Consider the following 23,114-nt stretch of genomic DNA (forward strand, 5'->3'; position numbering starts at 1 on the left):
CGTCTTATTCCTGGACGCGGATGATGCCCCACAGGCCGCTGGCGTTGCCGAACGACCCCTTGTCGCGGAACAGGTAGTCGCCCTTCACCGCGTTCTCCCCGCCCGCCTTGGGCAGGCGGAAGGTGAAGTGCGTGTAGCCCTGCAGGCTCTCCTGCCCGCCCTGCGCGAAGCCCACCGGGTTGTTGCCGATGTCGCGCGAGCCGACCAGCGGCATGCCCGCGTCGTCGAACTGCGTGCCATTGGCCACCGAGGTGCACTTGCCGGTCAGGCCGTACATCGCCTCGCCCGAGCACACGTACGGATCACGCTGCCAGACATGGCCGTGGATGCCCATGGTGCTGCCGCGGCTGGTGCTGTGCGGCACCGCGACGTGCATGCGCACCTCCTGGCCCGCCTTGGCCACGAACACCGGGGTGACCGGGTCCGCGTTGCCGCTCAGCACGTTGCTGTAGGCCTGGTAAGCCTTCTCCGCGCCGCCGTAGCAGCCGGGGCCGCAGCCGGCGCCGCCGAACGGCGCGTTCGGGGCGACGCCGAGGCGGAACCACAGCGGCTCGATGCCGTAGTTGAACGCCATGGCGCTGTTCTCCTGGCTGTCCTCCGGCATGCCCGCGCCTTCGCCGTTCATGTGCTCGACGGGGAAGCCGTCGGCGTAGCGGTGGTTCAGGTTCTTCGTCATCACCAGCGCGAAGTCACGGTACTGGTATTGCGTTCCATCCTCCTTCGTGGCAGTGACCGTCGCCTGCGCATGCTGATTCGCGTCCTCCGTCCAGGTGGCGCCCTTGGGCAGGACGACGAGCGAACCCACCAGCGACTTCTGGCCCTGCTTCACCTTGTCGGCCGGCATCAGGCCGACGCCGCCGAACTCCACCGGCGTGGCGATGAGCTTCACGCCGTTGCCGTCGCGAATGGCGCTGACGTCGCCCGCATACCAGCGGTACACCGCCTTCTTACCGGCCTTGCCCGTCGCCGGGTCGACCGGGCTCACCGTCTGCTCGATGTTGCCGCCGATGTTGGCGCCGTCGTCCTGGGTCACGTCCATGGCGACCAGCTGCGCGTGCAGGCCCACGGTGCTGGACGGGCGCACCAGGTTGGTGTCGAACGGCACCGAGCCCTCGGCGCGGTTGCGGTCACGCTTGACCGCGCCGATCAGCGTGCCCAGCGTGGGCAGGTCGGGGGCGACCTGCGGCAGCCGGTTGTACAGCGTCACCTCCACGCACTCGCCGGCGGCGGCACGCAGGATCAGCGGCTCGACCTTCTGGTCCGTCTTCAGCTTCACCGGGCAGGACGGGTTGGCCGTTCCCGGCGTGCCGTCCTTGGCGGTCTTGCAGGCCCCCGCCCGCGGGTTGATCGGCTCCAGGTCATTGAGGCGCACGTACAGCATGGCCGTCGGGTCGTGGATCGGGCCGGCGTGGCCGCCGAGCACGGTGTCCTCCTCGCCGTGTTCACCCGGAATCGTCACCTGCGGGATGGCCGTGGTGCGCGAGTTGTAGACCAGCGTGCCGCCGTCCGGGTTGACGGCCGCGCCGTTGTGCTGCGTGCTGTTGCCCCACGCGATGCTCACGCCCGGCGGCTTGGGCAGCAGGTCGTTGGCGAGCATCGCCACCACGTCGTACTTGCGCGCCGTCGCCGCAGCGTCGGCCGGACACACGCCCACGAATTGGGAGCTGTTGGTGATGGTCGGCGACTTCGTGACGGGGTTGTTCGGCAGCGCCCAGAGGTCGTCGCGCTTCACGGAGTAGTGACGCAGCAGGCCCCACATGCCCGTCCACCAGCCGTCCATCGAGGCATCCAGGCTGTAGGCGTGGTCCTTCACGCCGCCGTTCTTCACCTGCTGCACCGCCGGAACGATCGGCGCGGCGAAGGTGAACTGCTCGGAGATGCCAGCGGCCTGGCCATTGCGCCAGCCGGAGTTGGGCGCGCGGCCGAAGCCCGAGCCCGCCTGCAGCCACTTGACGCCGTGGATGGTGGCGTTGTGCTCCTCCTCGTGGCCACCGGCCTGGATCTTCACGCGGATCATGTCGCCGTTGTAGGCGCGCATCATCGGCGTGAACGGGTCGCCGCCTTCGGTGGCCGTCGGCGCGTTCAGCGTCTTGCCCCAGAAGCCGAGCTGCGCCTCGGTCTTGTTCATCGCGTCGATCTTGCGCACGATCGGCGTCACCGTGCCCGCCTTGTCGACCACCTTGCTCGACAGCGCGTAGGCCAGGTCGCCGGCCACGCCGTCGGCCTGTGCCCCGGCCCTGCCGTCCGGCCCGGTCTTCTTCGGATCGAACACGCGCAGCGCCACCGGCTCCTGGCGGTAGTTCACCACCATCACGCCCGGGTCCTCCACCGAGATCGCCTGCGGGCAGGGCCGCGCCGGGCAGCCCGGGATGATGCCGCCGGCCACCTCGATGGTGATGTCCGGGAACAGCGGCTTGATCTGCTGCCGCGCCGGCGGGTTGATCGCGTTGCGGAAGGTGTTGGCCAGCGCCGGCGCCGTGGCGCGCGACGGGTTGGTGGCGTCGACGACGATGGTCGCCGGCGTCGGCAGGCCGAGCGCGTCGGCGCCGACGTAGACACCGGCCTCGTAGGCGTGCTGGAAGTCGCTGTACTCGAAGTAGAACTCGCGGTGCTCCGTCACCGTCTCGGACTTCACGTTGCTGCCCAGCGGCGCGGTGGCCGGCGGCAGGATGGCCGCCTGCCAGCTCGTCGGGCCGCCGTCCCAGCGGCACGGCTTGGTGTTCGGCGCGGTCGTGCCGGCCGGCTGGGTGGTGTTGACTTCGGTCGTGCAGCCCAGGCCGCTGCCGGTCTCGTTCTGCACCCACGCCGAGCCGGCCGGCTCGGCCAGCACGGTGGCGTACAGGCCGATCTGCTGGTGCGAGGACGGGCCGTAGTGGTCGTGCGTGAAGATGATGCCCAGGCCGCGATCCACGCCCAGGGCGTTGACCACCGGGTCGGCGAACCAGCGCTGCATGGTCGTGCGCGCGCCCTTCCACACCTCGGGGAAACGCCCGCCGAGGCTCTTCGCCACGCTGCCGAAGTACGGGTGCTCCTTCGCCACCGGGCACGCCCCGGTGCCGTCACGCGGGTCGCCGCTGTCGGTGCCCACGCAGTGGTTGAAGTGGCGGATGGCGTGGATGCGCTCGCGCACCGCGCCCGGCGAGAAGGTGCCGTCCTCGTAGTTCCAGCCGTTCGCGGCACCGTCGGTGGTGGTCAGGTCCCACTTCGGCAGGTGGATGTGCTGGCCGATGATGTCGGTCGGCGTGCGCACCTGGAAGTCGTCGAGCTCGTAGTACTCGGGCACCAGGTTGCTGTGGTGGAACACCGCGCAGTCGAAGGTGTTCAGGCGCATCACCAGCGGTTCCGGCGGCTGCTGCTTGGCGATCACCGGGCCGGCGTCTTCCCACAGCGAGATGATGCGCTGCTGCGGGTAATGGTAGCCGGCCTTGTTCAGGACGGCGTCGAACTGGATGTTCGCACCCTTGTAGATGCGCGGGGTCTGCGCGTTGAACACGCTGGCGCCGCGGGTGCTCATGCCGGTGCGGCTCTCGCCGCTGAAGAACTGGCCGAGCACGCCCTGGTTCAGCCGCGCGCCGGCGTCGTCGATGCAGGGCTCGTGATACGGCGAACCGATCGACGGCTTGGCGCCGTTGGTGATGAAGTTCGCATCGCTGACGTTGCCGTACATGTCGACCTTGGAGCTGGCGTGCTCGCGGGTGGCGTGGAAGGCCATCGCCACCTTCTCGAGGTCGGTGCCCTCCTCGGGGTAGTACACCGGCTTGGCCGCCTCGATCGTCTTCGTGAAGTCGAGGTTGTTCACCGTCACGGCCGCCACGCCGCCGTCGGCATAACCCTGCAGCGCATGGCGCGGCAGGCCGCCGTCGAAGCCGGCCGCCTGGGCCGGGTCGAGGTTGGCCCACAGACAGTTGGGGTCATTCTTGCAGCTCGGGGGATTCAGTGCCGCCACCTGCGCGGGCGTCAGCATGTCCAGCACCGGGCTGGGCGGACGCTGGCCGACCACGTCCTCGATGCCGGCGACCCAGAACGGGTAGCCGGGGTTCTTCGTGCGGTCCACGACCTTGGCATTGGAGCCGACCACGGTGACGCCGTCAGCCGCCAACTTCTTCACCACCTCCACCTTGCCGTGCATCACCGGCAGGGCCTTGCCGGGCAGCGGCACGACGGCCGGGATCGGCACACCCGCCACGATCTCGCCGTCAGGGTAGGCGCGTGCGCCCACCGCCGGCGTGGTGTTGGCCAGCGCCCAGCGCGTGGTGTGGTAGCCGGTGCCGGAGGCGGCCAACTGGGTGCCGGTCTCCAGCGTGTCGAGGTTGCGCCAGTGGTACCACATGCCCTGCGCGAAGTGCGGGTAGAAGTGGCAGTGGAAGATGGCGTCGCCGGCGCTCTTGTTGCGGTTGCCCGAGCCGCCGAAGTTGATCTCGTAGGTGTAGCTCGCGCCCGGGCCGATGCCCTGCGCGTCGAGGTAGTTGGAGTTGTCGTCGTTCGGGTTGTACAGCCACTGGTGGTTGTGCAGGTGGAAGACGTGCTGCTCCTTGCCGATGTGCGTGTTGCGGAACTTGACGAAGTCGCCGATGTAGCTCATGTGCACGTTCGACGGGTCTTCCGCGCCGATGACGTAGTTCGCCTTGATCCCGGTGGTCCCCGGCGGCGGCGCCTGGCCCGGCAGCAGCGCCTCGAGGCCGAGGTTGGCCGGGATGTCGACGATCAGCGCCGGGTCACCCACCGCGTACGAGGTGAGGAAGAACTCCTCGTAGGCGCAGGACAGGCAGTCGTGCATCGGGCCCACGCCCAGGCGGTTGGCGATGATCTCGGAACCGATGCCGCCGGAGCCGTAATTGATCATGAAGCCGTCCTTGACGCCGGCCAGCACGTAGCTGAACACCGGGTCGTCGACGTAGAAGCCGGGGAAGGCCTGCGCCGCCCCGGGCTCGTCATGCCAGAGCTGCGCGAAGTCGCGGAACGGCTCCAGGCGGTTGGGCAGCGTCGGGTTGCGCCGGCCCGTGCCCTCCAGCGGGTAGGTGCCCGGCGGGAAGCTGCCGTCGGCCTCGGGCCCGACGATCACGCCGTTGATCTCCGCATGCACGATCTCGCAGGAGGTGGCGCTGGCGCACTTCATCGTGTTGAGCACCGGCAGGCCGGCCTTGCCCTCGTCGGCCCAGACGCCGCCGCTCGGGTAGGTGGCCTCGTAGTTGAGCTTGGGCTGGCCGGTGGGCAAGGTGCCGACTGTGGCCAGGCGCAACTCCTCCTCGACCACCTGGCCGCGGTAGATCTTCGCGCCGCGCGGCTCGACGATGACCTGGCCGAACAGGCCGACGGTGGAGTGGCCCTGGTTGGCGTCGGAGCCGACGGTGGCGCCCTCGCTGGTGACGATGAACACGCCCTCCTTCTCGGCCCACAGCTTGTAGGTGCGGCTGCCGCCCTGCGGCACCATGCTGCCCGTCTCGCTGCTGGGCGTGCCCTGGCCGCCGGTGAGGTGATTGCGGCCGACCATGCTGCTGTCGTCGTCGATGCTGTTGACGAGCTGCATGCCGGAAACGTTGAAGCCGACCACGCGCGAGGCGACCTGCTCGTCGACCTGCACGGTGAACAGCTGGCCGGGCGCGGTGGTCAGCGGAACGTTCTTGTTCGGATTCGGCGTCGGCGTCAGCAGGTTGGTCAGGTTGACCGTCAGGCAGTCGCCCACGCGCACGCGCAGCACGATCGGCCGCGGCCGCTTGTCCGGCCGCAGCTCGACTTGGCCCGGCGTGGCCGAGCCGCCCGCGGTCAGCGGCTGGAGGCTGCTCTTGTTGATGACGTCGCGCTTGAGCGCGAACATCTTGCCGTTGACGTTCGAGGCGCCAAGCCGGTTGTACATGAGCGGCATGTCGAAGGCGACGACATCGGCGCTGACGTTGCGCTCGCAGGTGATCGCCGCGGCGGCGGGGGCGATCCCCACGAGGGCCAGCAGCGGTGTCAGCGCAACACGGGTCAAGGCTCGCAGTGCTTTCATGGCGCGTTCTCCCGATACGTTCGGCGGCCCGCCTTTGCGGACCGGATGGGCGAAGTCTGGACAGCAAGCCTCGCCTTGACCATGTGGCTCTTTGCCGCACCGATGCGCGTGGACCGGCTCGCGCAGCGCCGCTGCGGCGCGTTTTTCCCTGGGAAGCGCGGATTTCGCCGCGATGCTCGCGGTCGCAGCTGCGGCAACTTGCCGCACGTGATCGCGGGGTTGGCAACGCACAGCAGAAGGTCGCAATTCCATGAATCGAGAGCGGTCCGGGGGGTGATTTCCCGGATGTGAGAGTTCGTAAGCGCCGGAGGGTCCTGAGTTGTTGAAAAACAGCACCAACCCAGGGGATCACCACTGGTCATTTGCCGGTACACCTTGCAACATGTGCATCAACGGACTGCCTGGGACAAGGCAGCGCGAGGGCGGATCCGGATCAGGGGTCGCCGGGGTCAGAAAGTGACGCAGACGTCGCACTGACCACCGCCCGAAGGTGCATGGGCTGCGCTGTGCTCGGAACTTGCGATGTGCGGCCACGTTGGGGGTGATGTATGGGCACGGCGAGTGCGATCCTCGGTTTCGGGCGAGTCGAGAACCTGCATGGTGGGCCGGCGCTTGCCTTCGTGCAGGGCTCCGCCAGGCACAACCTGCGGCAACTGGTGGTGATGCGCAACATCGCGATCACCGCCCAGACGCTGACGGTGACGGTGACCCACCATGGGCTGGGCATCGACCTGCCGATCGGCGCGATGGCGCTGACCATCCTCGCGCTGCTGCTGTTCAACATCGCCACCTGGCGCCGCCTGGCATCGCCACGGCTGGTCAGCGACCGCGAGCTGCTGTATCAGCTGATGGTGGACGTGGGCGCGTTGTCGCTGCTGCTGGCGATGGCCGGCGGCGGCACGAACCCCTTCGTCGGCATGCTGCTGCTGCCGCTGGCGATCACCGCCGCGAGCCTGCCCTGGACCTACACCTGGATCGTCGCGCTGGCGACGGTCGCCTGCTACTCGCTGCTGGTGCTGTTCTTCCGCCCGCTCTTCCACGCGGGGGAGGAGGCGCGCTACCTGCAGCTGCTGGTGGCGGGCATGTGGGTGAACTACGCGGTGACGGCCGGCATGGTGGCGCACTTCGTGGCGCGCATCTCCCTGGCGCTGCGCCGCAGCGAGCGCGTCTTCGCCACCCGCCGCGAGAGCGAGATGTGCAACGAGCACCTCGCCCGCATCGGCGTGCTGGCCGCCGGCGCCGCGCACGAGCTGTCGCAGCCCTTGTCGACCATGGCCGTGCTGATCCGCGAGATGGAGCGCCGTCCCGGCCAGGACGAGGAGTTCAAGACCATGCTGCGCACCACGGCGGGGCAGTTGCGCCGCTGCCAGGACACCCTGGGCACGCTGCTCAGCTACGGCCGCAACACCTTCGACGCGCGCAGCGGCTTCCAGGCGATGCCGCTGGACGCCTTCGTGCGCGAGCTGCTCGATGCGTTCGAGGCGCGCCGGCCGGGCGTCCAGGCCTCGCTGCTCATCGAGACGGACGGCACCGCACCGACCGTGCACCACGACCTCGCCCTGCGCCAGGGCCTGCTCAACCTGCTGGGCAACGCGGCCGACGTGTCGCCCGGCTGGGTGCAGGTGCGCGTCGGCTGGGACGCCGAGGTGATGCGCATCGCCGTGCACGATCGAGGGCCGGGCATCCCGCCGGAACTGCAGGATCGGGTCGGCACGCTGTTCTTCACCACCAAGGAGAAGGGCGCCGGCAACGGCCTGGGCCTGGCGCTGGCGCGCACCGCGGTGGCCCGGCTGGGCGGCTCGCTCGAGCTGCGCAACGACCCCGAGGGCGGCGCCTGCGCCGAGATCCAGCTGCCGGTGATGGATGGCTTGTGGGCCGACGACGAAGGAGCCGAGGCATGACACGCCGCGCGACGTCGGCCTGGGGCCGTCGGCGAGACGACCTCGTCGATCCGAACCTGCTCGGTGCCTTCAACCGCCGGCTGGTCTCGCTGCTCATCGTCGAGCGGGTGCTGCTGACCCTGGCCAGCATCGTCCTGCCGCTGCTCTCGGCGGGAGGGCACCCCGAGCTCTCCGCCTGGCAGCACGCCGGGTTCGTGCTGCTGTGCGCGGTGCTGCTGAGCCTGGCGGTGCGGCTGCGGCTGCGCGACAACGCCACGCCGGGCGAGAACCTCTTCGTCGTGCACCTGCTGGCGGACACGACGCTGCTCACCTACATGCTGCACCAGACCGGCGGCACCAACAACCCGTTCATCGTCTTCTACCTGCTGCCGATGTCGCTCGCGGCCTACGCACTGTCGTGGCCGCGGCTGCTCGGTTGTGCAGCGGCGACGCTGGCGATGCTGCTGCTGCTCGGCCGGACGGACTCGCCCTCGCTCGCCGCGGGAACGACAACCCATGAGACCGGCGAGCTGATCGCATTCGGCCTGCTCGCCTGCTTCGTCTATGCCGTGGCGAGGTTGTCGCGCAAGCACGAGCGGCGCGTGGCCCGCGCCCGCGAGGACGCGCTCAACGAACTCAGCGCGCGCGCGCTCGGCTCGGTGGCCGCGCGCGCCGCCGACGCCATCAGCTCGCCGCTGTCGACCATGTCGGTGCTGGTCCACGAACTGCGCCAGGAGCGTCTGGCACCGCACGAGTGCGAGGCCGCGCTGGCGACGCTCGCCGGCCAGATCGAGCTGTGCAAGTCGCGCCTGAGCGAACTGCTCGAATCGGTGGGCCAGACGCGCGGGCAGCACGGCGAGGCGCGCGACATCCGGGCGCTGGTGGAGTCCGCGGTGCACGAGTGCGAGCTGATCGACACCACGCTGGAGGTGGACATCGACCAGCCCACGCGCGAGGCGCCGCGAGTGGTGGCCGAGCGCTCGCTGCGCGACGCGCTGGTGCTGCTCATCCGCCACTGCGGCGAAGCCGACCCGCACCGCGTGCACATCGACATCCGCTGGGATCGGCAGTGGGTGAGCGTCGGACTGCGCGGGCAGGAACCGCCGCGGCGCCGTGCCCCCGCCACGGACGCGCCGGACACCACGACGCCGGACGATGGCCCGATCGCGCTGGCGGCGACGCTGCTCAACCGCTTCAACGGTTCGCTCAGCCGTCGTGCCGAAGGTCACCAGTGCATTCTGCAGGTGATGCTCCCTGCCATGCCCGCGCGCAATGCCGGCGAGCAGCCTTCGATGAGTTGACGAGAAGCCCATGGACACTCACACCGCCCCCCTCCCGCGCAACGCCTCGATCATGGTCGTGGACGACGACGAGGTGCTGGCGCGCACGCTGGCCAATGCCTTCGAGCGGCGCGGCTACACGACCCGCGTCGCCAACGACGTCGAGGCGGCCATCGCAGCGGCCATCGCCTCGCCGCCCGACTTCGCGGTGATCGACCTGCGCCTGCCCGGCGGTTCGGGCCTGACCCTGGTGAAGCGGCTCAGCGCCATCGGCAAGGGCATCCGCATGGTGGTGCTGACCGGATTCGGCAGCATCGCGACCACCATCGACGCCATCAAGCTGGGCGCCTGCTACTACCTGAGTAAGCCGGCCAACGCGGACGAGGTGCTGGCCGCGCTGCAGCGTGACGAGCCCGAGTTCGACGACACCGTGCCGGTGCAGGACGTGCCCTCGGTCTATCGGGTCGAATGGGAGCACATCCACCGCGTGCTGGCCGAGCAGCAGGGCAACATCTCCGAGAGCGCGCGGCTGCTGGGCATCCACCGGCGCACGCTGCAGCGCAAGCTGAACAAGCACCCCGTGCGACGCTGACCGGGAGGAGCGCCGTCCATGACCCCACGCGCAAGACGATCGCCGCTGGCTGGCTTCACCCTGCTCGAGCTGATGGTGGTGATGGTCATCATCGGCATGCTGGCGGCCTACGTGGCGCCGCGCTACTTCGCCCAGGTGGGCAAGTCGGAGAGCAAGATGGCGCGCGCGCAGATCGACTCGCTCGAGAAGGCGCTCGACCAGTACCGGGCCGACACGGGCCGCTACCCGAGCACCGAGCAGGGCCTGATCGCCCTCGTCACGCGGCCCAGCGACGAACCCAAGTGGGATGGGCCCTACCTGAAGCGCCAGCTGCCGGCCGACCCCTGGGGCCGGCCCTATGTCTACCGGGCGCCCGGCGAGCATGGCGAAGTCGACATCTCCTCGCTGGGCAGCGACGGGCGACCCGGGGGCAGCGGCGACGCCGCCGACGTGAGCAACTGGTAGGTCATGCTCTACCGCGTCAAGGCGCTGGCCAGCGGCGGAACGCTGACCGTCCTGCACCTCGAGGCGCCGACACGGGCGCTGGCCGGTCACATGGCGCGGGACCGTGGCCTGAACGTGATCTCGGTCCACCCCGACCTCTCGCCGGCGCGCTGGCTGGTGCGCCGCGGCGAGCGCTTCGCGCTGCTGCTGTTCGCGCAGCAGCTCGTCGCCCTGCTCGATGCAGGCCTGGGCACCGTCGAGGCCCTCGAGGCGATGGCGCAGGAGTCCTCGCGCAGCAGCGCGCAGACGCTGCGCGCGCTGCTGACGCACGTGCGCGCCGGACGAAGCCTGTCGTTCGCCATGGATCAGGAACCCGCGGCCTTCCCGCCGCTGTTCGTGGCCACGATCCGCGCCAGCGAGCGCACCGGCGACCTCCAGGAGGCGCTGGCGCGCTTCGTGTCCTACCAGCAGCAGATCGACCGCTTGCACGGCAAGGTCGTGAACGCCTCGATCTACCCGCTGCTGCTGCTGGGAGCCGGCGCCCTGGTGGCCGCGTTCCTCATGTTCTACGTGGTGCCGCGCTTCGGCCAGATCTACGAGGACATCGGCGGCCAGCTGCCGTGGATGTCCCGCCTGCTCATGCAGTGGGGCCAGTTGCTGGGCGCCCACGCTTCCGCCGTGCTGTCCGGGCTCGCCGCGCTGACCGCGCTGAGCGTCTATGCCTTCACGCGCCCGGCGACCCGGCAGTGGCTGTGGCAGCGGCTGTGGGCGCTGCCCAGGCTCGGCGAGCTGCTGCGCATCTACCAGCTGGCCCGCTTCTATCGCACGCTCGGCATGCTGCTGCGCAGCGGCATGCCGCTGCTGACCGCGCTCGAGATGGCCGAGGGCCTGCTCGATCCTGCCCTGCGCCCGGCGCTGCGGGAAGCCCGGCGCGAGGTCAGCGAGGGCCAGCCGGCGTCGACGGCGTTGAGCCTGCACGGACTCACGACGCCGACATCGCTGAGCATGCTCGGCGTCGGCGAGCGCACCGGCGAGCTGGGCCCGATGATGGACCGCGTGGCGACGCTCTACGACGACGAGCTGGCACGCTGGGTCGAGATCGGCACACGTCTGGTCGAACCGATCCTGATGGCGCTGATCGGCTGCGTCATCGGACTGATCGTCATCCTGCTCTACATGCCGGTCTTCGAGCTGGCCAGCAGCCTGCAATGACGTCGCACGTTGCCTCTTACACTGCCGCCGTGCTGCGCCGCCTTCTGACCCTCGTTCTGTGCGCCTGCCTCGCCCTGCCGGGCGCGAGTCTCGCGCGGGCCACCGAGGCGCCCTGTCCGATGGAGGCGGGCATGATGGAGGCCATGCTGCTGGCCGATGGCCTCGCCCCCGACGACCTGCCCGACTGCTGCAACGACATGCCGGCCTGGGCCGAGACCGGCCACCTGTGCAAGACCGGAACCGATTGCCAGGGCTTTGTGGCCTGGGCGCCGGCACCGGCCGCACGGGGTTTGGGAACCGCCGCGTCGTCCGGCGCGCCGCTCGCGCCGACCATCCCCGCGCCGACCGCGCCGCCCGGCGCGCCCTGGCGACCTCCGTCCGCCGGCTGATCCTCCAGCGCGCCCCCGGCGCGCCTGGGTGAGCGTTCGCCCCGGGCCAGCGCTCGATCAGTCATTGGCCGCGCAGGCGCCCCTGCGCGGCGATGCCCGTCGGAGTCCAGTTCATGATGTTTTTCGTACCACCGAGGCGGCGCGCCGTTCCGCGCCGCCCCTCCCCCTGCGCGTCGCATGCCTGGCTCGCAGCCTCGCTGCTGACCGCGGCATGGACCGCTCAGGCGCAGTCGACGGCCGATGTGCGCGCCGCGCTGTCCGTCCACGACGCGGTGCAGGCCGCGACGGCGCGCGCGACATCCCCGGCCGCTGCCGTCGCGACGGCCCGCGCCGCGCGCGAGATGGCCGTGGCCGCCGCGCAGCGCCCCGACCCCGTGCTGCGCCTGTCGCTCGACAACGTGCCGGTCGAAGGGCCGGACCGCTTCAGCACGACGCGCGACTTCATGACGCAACGCTCGATCAGCCTCATGCAGACCTTCACGCGCGCGGACAAGCTCAGCGCGCGCGCCCAGCGCTTCGAGCGCGAGGCCGAGGCGGCGCAGGCGGAGCGCCGCGTGCGCATCGCGGCCGTGCAGCGCGACACCGCCATCGCCTGGTTCGAGCGGCGGGCGGCCGAACAGCGGCAGGCCGTGCTGCAGCGGTTGCGCAGCGAAGTGCGCTCGCAGGTCGAGGCGGCCGAGGCGGCGCTGCGAGGCGCGCGCGCCATGCCGGCCGACCTGATCGCGGCACGCGACGCGTTGGCCCAGCTGGAGCAAGCGCTGCTGGATGTCGACGCCGAGGTGGCCAATGCGCGCCGCATGCTGGCGCGCTGGACCGGCGAGCCGGACCATCTGCCGCTGGCCGAGGCGCCAGCGCTGGCGCAGCATGCGCTGGTCGGGCACGACGTGTCCGATCGGCTGGGCCACCACCCCGATCTGCTGCAATTGGCCGCGCGTGAAGCCCAGGCCGGCGCGGAAGCCGCGGCGGCCCGCGCCGAGCGCGAGCCGGACTGGAGCGCGGAGCTGATGTTCGGCCAGCGCGGCTCGCGCTTCGCGAACATGGTGTCTGTCGGGGTCTCGCTGCCCTTGCCCTGGGACCGGCCGCAACGACAGGATCGCGAGCTCGCGGCCCGCCTGGCGCAGGCCGAAGCCCTGCGTGCCGAACGCGAGGAACTGGCGCGTGAACACCTCGCACAGACCGAGTCGTGGATCGCGGCCTGGCGCGCCGGCCTGGCGCGGCTGGCGCTGATCGACCGCGACCGCGCTGCGCTGGCGCAGCAGCGTGTCGACGCCGCGCTGGCCGCCTACCGGGGCGGACAGTCTCCGCTGTCGGCGGTGCTCGACGCCCGCCGCGCAGCGCTGGCGCTGCAGATGGAACGCATCGACCTCGAGCTCCAGACCGCGCGGCTGTGGACCCGGCTGGAGTTCCTGATCCCCGCCGAACCGACGGCCGCTGCCGCGCACACCGCTCTTGAAGGAGCTGCACGATGAACCCGAAGACCTTGAAGCTCGCCGGCGCCGGCATGGCCGTTCTCGCCGCCGTGGGCGGCGCGGCCTGGTGGATCGGCATGAACCAGGGCATGGCCATGATGGCAGCCCCGGCGGCGGTCGCCGCCGCGCCCGCCGACCCATCGCAATGGACGGTTCCGCAGGGCGAGGCGGCGACGCGCCGCCACATCCGCGACGGCCTGAAGGCCGGCGATGTCGATCCCGTCACCGGCCTGCGCATCCAGAACTACCACGATCCGATGGTGCCGGGAAAGAACTTCGACGCCCCGGGCAAGTCGCCCTTCATGGACATGATGCTGGTGCCGCGCTATGCGGGTGGCGGCCAGGGCGGCGGGGACGACAGCGCGATCGTCAGCGTCAGCCCCCGCGTGCAGCAGAACCTCGGCCTGCGCACCGCGGCGGTGGTCGAAGGTTCGCTCGCGACGGAAGTCGGCGCCGTCGGCAACGTGGCGTGGAACGAACGCCTGCAGGAAGTCGTCTCCGCGCGCGCCATGGGCTTCGTCGAGAAGCTGCACGTGCGCGCGACGTTCGACCGCGTGGCCGTCGGGGCGCCGCTGGCGGACCTCTACATCCCGGACTGGGTGGCGGCGCAGGAGGAGTACCTGGCCGTGGCGCGCATGAATGGCCCGGACGTCGACGCATTGCGCGACGCGGCCCGCGCGCGCATGCGCCAGGCCGGCATGGACGACGCCCTGATCGCCCGAGTGGCCCGCGAGGGCCAGGTGCGCGCCCGCGTGACCCTGGCCGCGCCGGTCGCCGGCGTCGTCTCCGAGCTGATGGTGCGCGAAGGTGCCACCGTGATGCCCGGCATGCCGATCCTGCGCCTGCAAGGCACCCGCACGGTCTGGGCCGAAGGGCAGGTGCCCGAGAGCCAGGCGGCACTGGTCGAGTCCGGCGCGCGCGTGGTGGCCACCAGCCCCGCCGCGCCCGGGCAGGAGTTCGTCGGCCGCGTGCAGGCGCTGCTGCCCGAGGTCGACGCCGCCACCCGCACGCTGAAGGCGCGCATGGAACTGGCCAATCCGGGCGCTCGACTGGTGCCTGGCATGTTCGTGCAGCTGCGCCTGGCCCAGCCTGCGCGTGCCAAGGCGCTGCTGCTGCCCAGCGAAGCGGTGATCCGCACCGGACGCCGCAGCGTGGTGATGCTGGCGGAAGCAGAAGGTCGCTTTCGACCCGTGGAGGTGAAGACCGGCCTGGAGGCGAACGGCCAGACCGAGGTCGTGGCGGGCCTGGCCGCGGGCCAGCGCGTGGTGCTGTCGGGCCAGTTCCTGATCGACTCGGAAGCCAGCCTGCGCGGACTGGAAGCCCGGCTGAACCAGGAGAGCGCGGTCCCGGCCGCGACGCTGCATCGCACCGCCGCGCGCATCGATGCGATCGAAGGCGACACTGTCACGCTGGAGCACCCGCCGATCCCGGCGCTGAAATGGCCGCAGATGGCGATGGACTTCCGCCTGCCGCCCGCGCCGCAGCGCCCGCGTGGCCTGGCGCCGGGCGATCAGGTCGAGGTGGAGTTCCGCCTGCAGGACGGTGACGTGCCGCAGATCACCACCATCCAGCGCGCCGCGTCGGGAGCCGCCAAGTGATCGGCGCCCTCATCCGATGGAGCCTGGCCAACCGCTTCCTCGTGCTGATGGCCAGCGTGCTGGTCACCGCCTGGGGCGTGGTGGCACTGCTGCGCACCCCGCTGGACGCCCTGCCCGACCTGTCCGACACGCAGGTCATCATCCGCACCAGCTGGCCGGGGCAGGCGCCCCGGATCGTCGAGAACCAGGTCACCTATCCGCTGACGACCACGATGCTGTCGGTGCCCGGCACGAAGGCGGTGCGCGGCTTCTCGATGTTCGGCGACAGCTTCGTCTACGTCATCTTCGACGACGGCGTGGACCTGTACTGGGCGCGCTCGCGCGTGCTCGAGTACCTGAACCAGGTGCAGTCGCGCCTGCCCGCCGCGGCCAGGTCCTCGATCGGCCCGGACGCCACCGGCGTCGGCTGGATCTACCAGTACGCGCTGGTGGACCGGCGGGGCGGCCACGACCTGGCGCAATTGCGCGCCCTGCAGGACTGGTTCCTGCGCTTCGAGCTGAAGACGGTTCCCGACGTGGCCGAGGTCGCCAGCATCGGCGGCATGGTGCGTCAGTACCAGATCGTGCTCGACCCCGACAAGCTGGCCGCCTACCGCATCTCGCAGACGATGGTCAGCGGCGCCGTCGCCCGCGCCAACCAGGAGGCCGGCGGATCGGTGATCGAGATCGGCGAGGCCGAGTATGCCGTCCGTGCCAACGGCTATCTGCAGACGCTGGACGACTTCCGCGCCATCCCGCTGGCGACCACCGACAGCGGCGTCTCGGTGCGGCTGGGCGATGTCGCGCGCATCCAGACGGGCCCCGAGATGCGCCGCGGCATCGGCGAGCTGGACGGCGAAGGCGAAGCGGTCGGCGGCGTGATCGTGATGCGCTCCGGCAAGAACGCTTTGCAGACGATCGCCGCGGTGAAGGTCAAGCTGGCCGAACTGCAGCGCGGCCTGCCCGCGGGCGTCGAGATCGTGCCGGTGTACGACCGATCGGGCCTGATCGAACGCGCGGTGGAGAACCTCACCGTCAAGCTGCTGGAGGAGTTTGCCGTGGTCGCACTGGTGTGCCTGGCATTCCTGTTCCACCTGCGCAGCGCGCTGGTCGCCATCGTCTCGCTGCCGCTGGGCGTGCTCGGCGCCTTCGTCGTGATGCAGCACCAGGGTGTCAACGCCAACGTGATGTCGCTGGGCGGCATCGCCATCGCCATCGGCGCGATGGTCGATGCGGCCATCGTGATGATCGAGAACGCGCACAAGCATCTCGAACAGTGGGCGCACGTCCATCCCGGCCGGACGCTCGATGGCGAGACGCGCTGGCGCGTCGTCGGCGACGCGGCGGTCGAGGTGGGCCCGGCCTTGTTCTTCTCGCTGCTGATCATCACGCTCAGCTTCGTGCCCGTGTTCACGCTCGAGGCACAGGAAGGACGGCTGTTCGCGCCGCTGGCCTTCACGAAGACCTACGCCATGGCGGCGGCGGCGGGCCTGGCGGTGACGCTCGTCCCCGTCCTGATGGGCTATCTCATCCGCGGCCGCATCCCGGGCGAGATGGCCAACCCGCTGAATCGTGCGCTGATCGCACTCTACCGGCCGCTGCTGGACGCGGCGCTGAAGCTGCCGAGGCTGACGCTGGCAGTGGCTGGCCTGCTGCTGGTGGCGAGCCTGTGGCCCCTGCAACAGCTGGGCAGCGAGTTCATGCCGCCGCTGGACGAAGGCGACCTGCTGTACATGCCCACCGCGCTGCCCGGCCTGTCTGCGGCCAAGGCGGCCGAGCTGCTGCAGCAGACCGACCGCCTGATCAGGACCGTGCCCGAGGTGCGCAGCGTCTACGGCAAGGCCGGCCGCGCCGAGACCGCCACCGATCCGGCGCCGCTGGAGATGTTCGAGACGACGATCCAGTTCAAGCCACGCGCGCAGTGGCGACCGGGGATGACACCCGACCGGCTGGTCGAGGAACTGGACCGCGTCGTGCGCGTGCCGGGGCTGTCGAACATCTGGGTGCCGCCCATCCGCAACCGCATCGACATGCTCGCCACCGGCATCAAGAGCCCGGTGGGCGTGAAGGTGGCGGGACCGGACCTCGCCACCATCGACCGCCTGACCGGTCAGGTCGAACGCGCGGTGAAGAACGTGGCGGGCGTTTCCAGCGCCTTCGCCGAGCGACTCACCGGCGGCCGCTACATCGACGTGGACATCCGGCGCGATGCCGCCGCACGATACGGCCTGAACATCGCCGACGTGCAGGACGTGGTGGCGGGCGCCGTGGGTGGCATGAACATCGGCGAGACGGTCGAGGGCCTGCAGCGCTTCCCGATCAACCTGCGCTACCCGCGCGAGCTGCGCGACTCGATGGCCCGCCTGCGCGCGCTGCCCATCGTCACCCCGCGCGGCCAGCGCCTGCTGCTCGGCGACGTGGCCGAGCTGCGCTTCAGCGACGGCCCGCCGATGCTGCGCAGCGAGAACGCCCGCCTGGCGGGCTTCGTGTACGTGGACATCCGCGGCCGGGACCTGCGCGGTGCGGTGCGGGACATGCAGCGTGCCGTGGGCGAGCAGGTGCAGCTGCCGGCCGGCTACTCGGTCAGCTGGTCGGGGCAGTTCGAGTTCCTCGAGCGCGCCACCGCCAAGCTCAAGCTGGTGGTGCCCTTCACGCTGCTGATCATCTTCGTGCTTCTGTACCTCACGTTCAGGCGCCTGGACGAGGCGTTGCTGCTGATGTCGACGCTGCCCTTCGCGCTGGTGGGCGGCGTCTGGCTGCTGTGGCTGCTGGGCCACCACCTGTCGGTGGCCAGTGCGGTCGGTTTCATCGCACTGGCTGGCGTGGCGGCCGAGTTCGGCGTGATCATGCTGCTGTACCTGAAACAGGCCTGGCAGGCGCGGCTCGATGCCGGGCGCGACGACGACGACGCCCTGCTCGACGCGATCCGCGAAGGGGCCGTGCTGCGCGTGCGCCCCAAGGCGATGACGGTGGCGGTGATCGTCGCCGGCCTGCTGCCGCTGTTCTGGGGTGCGGGCACCGGCAGCGAGGTGATGCAGCGCATCGCCGCGCCGATGGTGGGCGGCATGCTGAGCGCACCGCTGCTGTCGATGTTCGTCATCCCGGCGGCGTACCGGTTGATGCGTCGGCGACGTCGCGGTGGCGACCCGCTGGCGCAAGGCAGCGGCATCGCCACGCTCGCCGCACCGGGCGGGCCCGGCGCAGGCGCGGTCCAGGCACGTCGCTGAGCCGGCAGCACCGGCGCCGGACGATTTGCAGCGGTTCCTGGCGCTGGGTCCATCGGCTGCCTCGGCCGCTGCTGGCCAGGTGCGGTCATTCACCTGGCAGGACTGGACTTGCCGGGTCTGTCCTCAGCGGTTCGTCAGCTGCTGGTTCAGCGAGGCCAGTTCGCCTTCGGTCAGCGCACCGGCGGCGGCGGCCAGCTGGATGCGGCCCAGCCCAGGAGGCGCAGCACGGCGTCCACCGCCTGCAGGCTGCGCGTGGTCTGCTCGGCGATCACCCGCGCCTGAACGTCGTGGTCGCGCTCTGCCTGGACGATCGTCTCGCGGTGCGTGCGCCAGATGTCGCAAGTGGCCAGCGCAGCGATGGCCGCGATCAGCACGCCGCCCATCCAGGCGACGCGGCGCTGCGACGAGGCCTCGGACACCGCGGGAAGACGTGCGTTGAGCTTCACGCTAGACGTTCACCAGAGTGGCGATGGTGTCGCACAGCAGGTCCCGCGACAAGGGTGACGGCAGCACCGCGGCCGCACCGAGCGCGCGCGCCACCTCGCCCTGCGGCGACACATGGGGCAGCAGCGTGGGTGAGAGCACGACGACGGGCACAGCGGGCCGGGCGCCGCAGAGCCGAGCCAGACGTTCGCGGCCACCCTGTCGCGGGAGGGCAGGTCGATCAGGATCAGCGCGGCCGGCGGCTCGGTGCGTGTGGTTTCGGCGTCGGCCGCCATGCCGTCGGCGGCCAGCCACTCGACGAGCAGCGAAGCCATCGCCGGGTCGATGTCGACCAGCAGGACGCGTGGAGGAAAGGGATCTCGGGGCGCGTTCATGGTGCGTGGCCAGTGTCTCAGCCAAGGCTCCCCGTTGGCATGTCGCACCGGGTCCAGCGCATTACAGATGAAATCCTGCCGAGCTGGGCCGAAATGCGGGACCGCACCTGCGGCACCTAAGGTACCGGCACCACTTTGGAGGATGCCGCGATGAAACCCATTTCCTGCCTGCTGCCGCTCTCGAGCATGGCACTCACCGGCGACGCCGAGGCGCAGTACAAGGTCGACAAGTCGTACTGCTGCTCACCGCGCAACGACGCCGACGCCTTCTACGACAACCGGAAGGCCACCGATTTCCTGTGCCGTGCAGCACGGCCGAGCCATGCGGGCGCCGCGTACGAGCTGGGGAAGATCCATTCCGATGACACGGTGCAGGGCCTGCGCCTGATTCGCCGCGCCGCGACACTGGTGGTCGGCGACACGATGGACGAAAAGGCCGTGGCCTACTACTGGTACGACCGCGCAGCGGACTGGGGCGATGCGCAGGCCCGCAGCGCGGCCGACAAGCTCGGCGCGCAGGACATCTCGCGGTTCGGCAGCCCCGCAGCGACGCCGTGCACCATCGACGAGGTGTACGGGACGCTGCGCTGATCATGCGCACGGCGGTGGCGTCGCGTTCGCGCCGACGCGTCGGGTCGCTGACCGGCCAGGAGGCGACAGCGGTCTGAATTGCGGGACGCAGGAACCTTCCGGACGGTCGCCGTCGGTCGGCAACGGCCGGCTGGCCGAGTGGCCCCGAGCTCTGAAAAGACAAACGGGTCAGCACCTTGCGAGAGCTGACCCGTTGATGTGATTGGCGCGGCTGGCAGGATTCGAACCCACGACCCCTTGGTTCGTAGCCGGATGCTCGGTCAGCAGTTTTTCTTTTTACATCAGGTACTTAACGACTAATGCATGTACCACCGTTGAGCTCGCTACGCGTATCTAAGTAGTTGATTTCTATGGACCAAGCGTCGAGCAATGGTACAGGTCAAGCCAGGTTCAGCCGCAGAGTCCATCTCCACAGGCAGCGGCGATGCGAGCGCAGACAGCGACGCTGGACGAGTCCGAATGAAGCGCGAGTCTCTCCAGCCAGCGACATCCCTAGGCGCCACAACCTGGAACCGTTGGGCATCTTTAGCCAGCTCGGCGAGGTACTCCTGCCGGAAGACGACTTGAGGACCACCGTCTTCCGGTTGTCGTTGACTTGTGGCGGCGTTCATTCTCTGGGGACCACACCAAATTTGATACGCCGGATCTGGCGCCTCTGGTACGCCCGGAGCCAGCGCTGATAGGGTGTCCCTCCAGGCAAAGCGGACCTCAGCGTACTACTGGTTAGTACGCCAAGACCGCAAGTGATGTACCAAAAGCCGAGGGTAGGCCAGGCTGGCGCAACCCCAGATGGCATAGCCTGAGCTGTCATCGCCTAGCCTGCCCTAGGCTTGGCTGGCTCATCACGACGGCAGCGCACAGCATCTATGACGACTAACGTTTGAGCTGAGGCGCGAGCGCCGGTGTGGCGCTTGGCCCGCTGGACGATTGATGAACCTCACCGGGAAGCGGGCCAAGTGCCTTGCCGGTGGAGGTCCCGCTCCAGCGAAGGGTTAGGCACCTGGCTTTGGACTGCCGGCGGCTTGCCAAGCCTTGAACGCTGCAAGCTCCTCGCGGGCGTATGTTGGCGTTGAGCAAAAGGCTCCGCCATACCAGCGGAGGAGCCAGTCTTGGCCAACGTGTTTCTCGGGAGCCTCAAGGACGAACGGTAGGAAGCTGTAATCCTGCGGCTTGTCAGTGGATCTCGCATAGCGCTCTTGAAGTCGTACGCTCATCCATATGACTCCGGCGATCCCAGCACTGTGCTCAAGTCTGTACTCGACAATAGGAGCACCCATCGCTGCATCCTTGCCGATTACATGGCGAACAAGTCCCTGTATCTCGGCCGGAACTTTGAGTGCACTTGGCACTCTCGATCGGCTCCGTGAGTTTGGGTTGGGGTGGCCCGGCGTGTGGTCCGCCCGGGGCGACTTCCAATCGAACTTGGGCCGATTCATTGGATTTGACTTGCGAAGCGAGGATGACCTACACGCGGTGGATTCAGGGGCCTAACGTTTGAGCTGAGGCGCGAGCGCCGGTGTGGCTCTTGACCCGCTGGACGGATGATGGACCACTCCGGGAAGCGGGCCAAGTGCCATGCCGGTGCGAGTCGGCTCCAGCGAGGGGTTAGGCCTCATGTCACCTGCTATGCACGGTGTTGCGTCTGAGCAATGCTGACCGTGCGCGTTGCGATAGCCTTTTTTGCATGGCTCGGAGATGGCGACAGCGGCTGGTTTGGTGTTCAGTCTGCACCTGCACGATGCTGTGCACCGGTGGCACCGCTGCGTTCGAAGTGGTTCCTTCTGGCCAGGCAGGTGAATACCTGAAGTGGGGCGCATCGAAGAAGCCAGGGACCAGTGGGGGCGTGGTGACTTGGGGATTCGTAGTCGCCGGAACGCCGGGCAGCCCCTACTGCGACGCCTTCTGCGGTGGGACGAGTTTGGCGAGCCTCCCGAACTTCTACCCGAACCCCGAGGTAAGCAATGCAATCAGGAGCCTTGACATTGCCGAGCTCCGTTGCGAGTTTCAGCGTGCGTTCGATGCTTGGTCGACAGTGGCTGATTTGAAGTTCGAGTTCATCGGTGAGGATCAATCGCAGAAGCCCGTGAACGATCTCACCTCAACTTCGCCCATGATTCGCATAGGTATATGGCCGTTTGGGGGGCTCGCCGCCCACTTCACCGCCGGCGCGGCATTCCCACCAGGACTGCGCGGTGGTTCAGGTTCTGGCCACATCTTCCTCAATTCGAATGTCGGCTTTCAGATAGCCACTAGTGAAGAGGGCTCTAGGCTGCAGGACTTTCCTAAAGGTGGAGGTCTGCATATGACAGACCTGTACCTGCTGGCGCTGCATGAGATCGGACACGTCATAGGACTTGCGGGATCCTCGGATCCTGCCGCCGTGATGTGGAAGGGCGGTTCCAGCCCGATGCTCAGGCCGACGTACTTGCGCCGATTGCCCGGAGCTGACGATATTGCTGGGGCGCAGTTCTTGTATGGACCGCCCCGCAATGCACGACCGGCGACAAACTGAGGCCTAACGTTTGAGCTGAGGCGCGAGCGCCGGCATGGCGCTTGGCCCGCGAGGCGGATGATAAGAACGAGCGCCTCGCGGGCCAAGTGCCATGCCGGTGGAGGTCCCCGCTCGAGCGAAGGGTTAGGCCGCACTCTCGGGGCTAACGTGCAGCGCTCGCCGAGCCATACGAGGTGAGGCCAATGACGAAGCCAATGTAGTAGAAGAACAGGCCGGTGTTTGGGCGACCAATGATCTCGATACTCGACAGGAAGCTGATTCCAGCCAGTGACAGCAGCCAAGAGAGGATGTTGGTCACGAGTGCATACGGGAACACGATGCCGTGCCAGATGCCCGAGAAGAAGCCGTAGGGATCTTGTACTGCGTCTGGGGTGTAGTGAGCCGCGCAGCCTGACAGGAGAAGCAGTAACAGTAAGAGTGCGCTCCGAGGGTTCGGCTGCATCTGGCTTCCTCTGTGGGCTGGACTCTTGTATGTGACTGACTCGGGCGAGCAACTGTGCTTCTAAAGTGCGCCCATCGTATTTACCCGCTCATGCGCAGCCTGTGCGGCCTAACGTTTGAGCTGAGCGGGCCGACGGCGGAATGGCGCTTGGGCCGCGAGGCGGATGCTAAACCTCGGAGCCTCGCGGCCCAAGTGCCAGGCCGGTGGCGGTCCGCTCCAGCGAAGGGTTAGGCGGCTCTTTCGCTCGGTGCGCAATGCATTGCCCTCCTTTTGGGGCTAAAGCCAAGCGCTAGGCGAACTGGACTGTGAGCTTGACGTCTTTGGCCCACGCAAAGCGATCAAGCACCGAGCGCGCAGAGGAGCGGACGCTTTGAACATACCGCTCTTTCGCACTCGCATCTGGCTCTGATTCGCCGTTGGCGAGCGTGACCGTGATGATGACGCTGTTCTCTTCTGCGCGGACCGCGACCAATACGGCGAGCCGCTTCGCCCAGGTGTTCGACTGTTCGTAGATGCCGCTGATAAGCGACTGCTTCAGCCACTCTGCCCGAGTTGGCGAATACGTGGCATTGAGGTCAGCAGCGCGCGCGATGGAGCTCGCAACAAGTACACAGAAGACAATCAATCGCCAGATGTTGCGCATGTGGTCTCCTGAGCCGCCTAACGTTTGAGCTGAGGCGACCGCCGCGGATTGGCGCTTGGGCCGCGGGACC

16 protein-coding genes are annotated in these 23,114 nt (G+C 69.0%); 11 read left to right on the forward strand and 5 right to left on the reverse strand.

Annotated elements, in window-relative coordinates; genetic code table 11:
• Window positions 1-4: 4 nt before the first annotated feature.
• A complete protein-coding gene (locus Q0599_RS01495; protein WP_298824653.1) occupies window positions 5-5,989 on the reverse strand; it encodes a hypothetical protein in 5,985 nt (1,994 codons plus the stop codon).
• A gap of 548 nt (window positions 5,990-6,537) precedes the next feature.
• On the opposite strand from Q0599_RS01495, the gene Q0599_RS01500 reads away from it, so the two are divergent.
• From Q0599_RS01500 to Q0599_RS01540, 9 genes are all read left to right on the forward strand, one after another.
• On the forward strand, window positions 6,538-7,890 hold the full coding sequence (locus Q0599_RS01500; RefSeq protein WP_298824655.1) for a HAMP domain-containing sensor histidine kinase: 1,353 nt from the start codon (window positions 6,538-6,540) through the stop codon (window positions 7,888-7,890).
• A complete protein-coding gene (locus Q0599_RS01505; RefSeq protein WP_298824656.1) occupies window positions 7,887-9,170 on the forward strand; it encodes a hypothetical protein in 1,284 nt (427 codons plus the stop codon). The genes Q0599_RS01500 and Q0599_RS01505 overlap by 4 nt, the downstream gene beginning before the upstream one ends.
• A gap of 10 nt (window positions 9,171-9,180) precedes the next feature.
• Window positions 9,181-9,741, forward strand: coding sequence for a response regulator (locus Q0599_RS01510; RefSeq protein WP_298824658.1), 561 nt, complete (start codon window positions 9,181-9,183; stop codon window positions 9,739-9,741).
• 18 nt (window positions 9,742-9,759) lie between these two features.
• Window positions 9,760-10,185 (forward strand): type II secretion system major pseudopilin GspG, encoded by a 426-nt coding sequence (gspG, locus tag Q0599_RS01515; protein WP_298824661.1) that lies wholly within the window; start codon window positions 9,760-9,762, stop codon window positions 10,183-10,185.
• A 3-nt stretch (window positions 10,186-10,188) separates the two neighbouring features.
• Window positions 10,189-11,376, forward strand: a complete 1,188-nt coding sequence (locus Q0599_RS01520) for a type II secretion system F family protein (protein ID WP_298824663.1) — start codon at window positions 10,189-10,191, stop codon at window positions 11,374-11,376.
• Between the two features lie 29 nt (window positions 11,377-11,405).
• On the forward strand, window positions 11,406-11,765 hold the full coding sequence (locus tag Q0599_RS01525; protein WP_298824666.1) for a hypothetical protein: 360 nt from the start codon (window positions 11,406-11,408) through the stop codon (window positions 11,763-11,765).
• A gap of 113 nt (window positions 11,766-11,878) precedes the next feature.
• Window positions 11,879-13,234 (forward strand): TolC family protein, encoded by a 1,356-nt coding sequence (locus tag Q0599_RS01530; RefSeq protein WP_298824669.1) that lies wholly within the window; start codon window positions 11,879-11,881, stop codon window positions 13,232-13,234.
• Window positions 13,231-14,832 (forward strand): efflux RND transporter periplasmic adaptor subunit, encoded by a 1,602-nt coding sequence (locus Q0599_RS01535; protein ID WP_298824672.1) that lies wholly within the window; start codon window positions 13,231-13,233, stop codon window positions 14,830-14,832. The genes Q0599_RS01530 and Q0599_RS01535 overlap by 4 nt, the downstream gene beginning before the upstream one ends.
• Window positions 14,829-18,038, forward strand: a complete 3,210-nt coding sequence (locus Q0599_RS01540) for an efflux RND transporter permease subunit (RefSeq protein WP_298824675.1) — start codon at window positions 14,829-14,831, stop codon at window positions 18,036-18,038. Before Q0599_RS01535 ends, Q0599_RS01540 begins: the two co-directional genes overlap by 4 nt.
• A gap of 170 nt (window positions 18,039-18,208) precedes the next feature.
• On the opposite strand, the gene Q0599_RS01545 is transcribed toward Q0599_RS01540, so the two are convergent.
• Together Q0599_RS01545 and Q0599_RS01550 are read right to left on the reverse strand one after the other, a co-directional pair.
• Window positions 18,209-18,484, reverse strand: a complete 276-nt coding sequence (locus Q0599_RS01545; protein ID WP_298824678.1) for a hypothetical protein — start codon at window positions 18,482-18,484, stop codon at window positions 18,209-18,211.
• Window position 18,485: 1 nt separating this feature from the next.
• Window positions 18,486-18,635 (reverse strand): hypothetical protein, encoded by a 150-nt coding sequence (locus tag Q0599_RS01550; RefSeq protein WP_298824681.1) that lies wholly within the window; start codon window positions 18,633-18,635, stop codon window positions 18,486-18,488.
• A gap of 371 nt (window positions 18,636-19,006) precedes the next feature.
• On the opposite strand from Q0599_RS01550, the gene Q0599_RS01555 reads away from it, so the two are divergent.
• Both Q0599_RS01555 and Q0599_RS01560 read left to right on the forward strand, forming a co-directional pair.
• A complete protein-coding gene (locus Q0599_RS01555; RefSeq protein WP_298824683.1) occupies window positions 19,007-19,447 on the forward strand; it encodes a hypothetical protein in 441 nt (146 codons plus the stop codon).
• A 1,738-nt stretch (window positions 19,448-21,185) separates the two neighbouring features.
• Window positions 21,186-21,959 carry a matrixin family metalloprotease gene (locus Q0599_RS01560; RefSeq protein WP_298824688.1) on the forward strand — a complete coding sequence of 258 codons (774 nt, stop codon included), beginning with the start codon at window positions 21,186-21,188 and terminating at the stop codon, window positions 21,957-21,959.
• A 142-nt stretch (window positions 21,960-22,101) separates the two neighbouring features.
• On the opposite strand, the gene Q0599_RS01565 is transcribed toward Q0599_RS01560, so the two are convergent.
• Both Q0599_RS01565 and Q0599_RS01570 read right to left on the reverse strand, forming a co-directional pair.
• Window positions 22,102-22,401 carry a hypothetical protein gene (locus tag Q0599_RS01565; protein ID WP_298824691.1) on the reverse strand — a complete coding sequence of 100 codons (300 nt, stop codon included), beginning with the start codon at window positions 22,399-22,401 and terminating at the stop codon, window positions 22,102-22,104.
• Window positions 22,402-22,690: 289 nt separating this feature from the next.
• Entirely contained in the window at window positions 22,691-23,044 is a 354-nt protein-coding gene (locus Q0599_RS01570) for a hypothetical protein (RefSeq protein WP_298824694.1), read from the reverse strand.
• Window positions 23,045-23,114: the final 70 nt, after the last annotated feature.

It is taken from the genome of uncultured Piscinibacter sp., assembly GCF_937952055.1.
In the GTDB taxonomy this organism is placed as follows: Bacteria; Pseudomonadota; Gammaproteobacteria; order Burkholderiales; family Burkholderiaceae_C; genus Piscinibacter.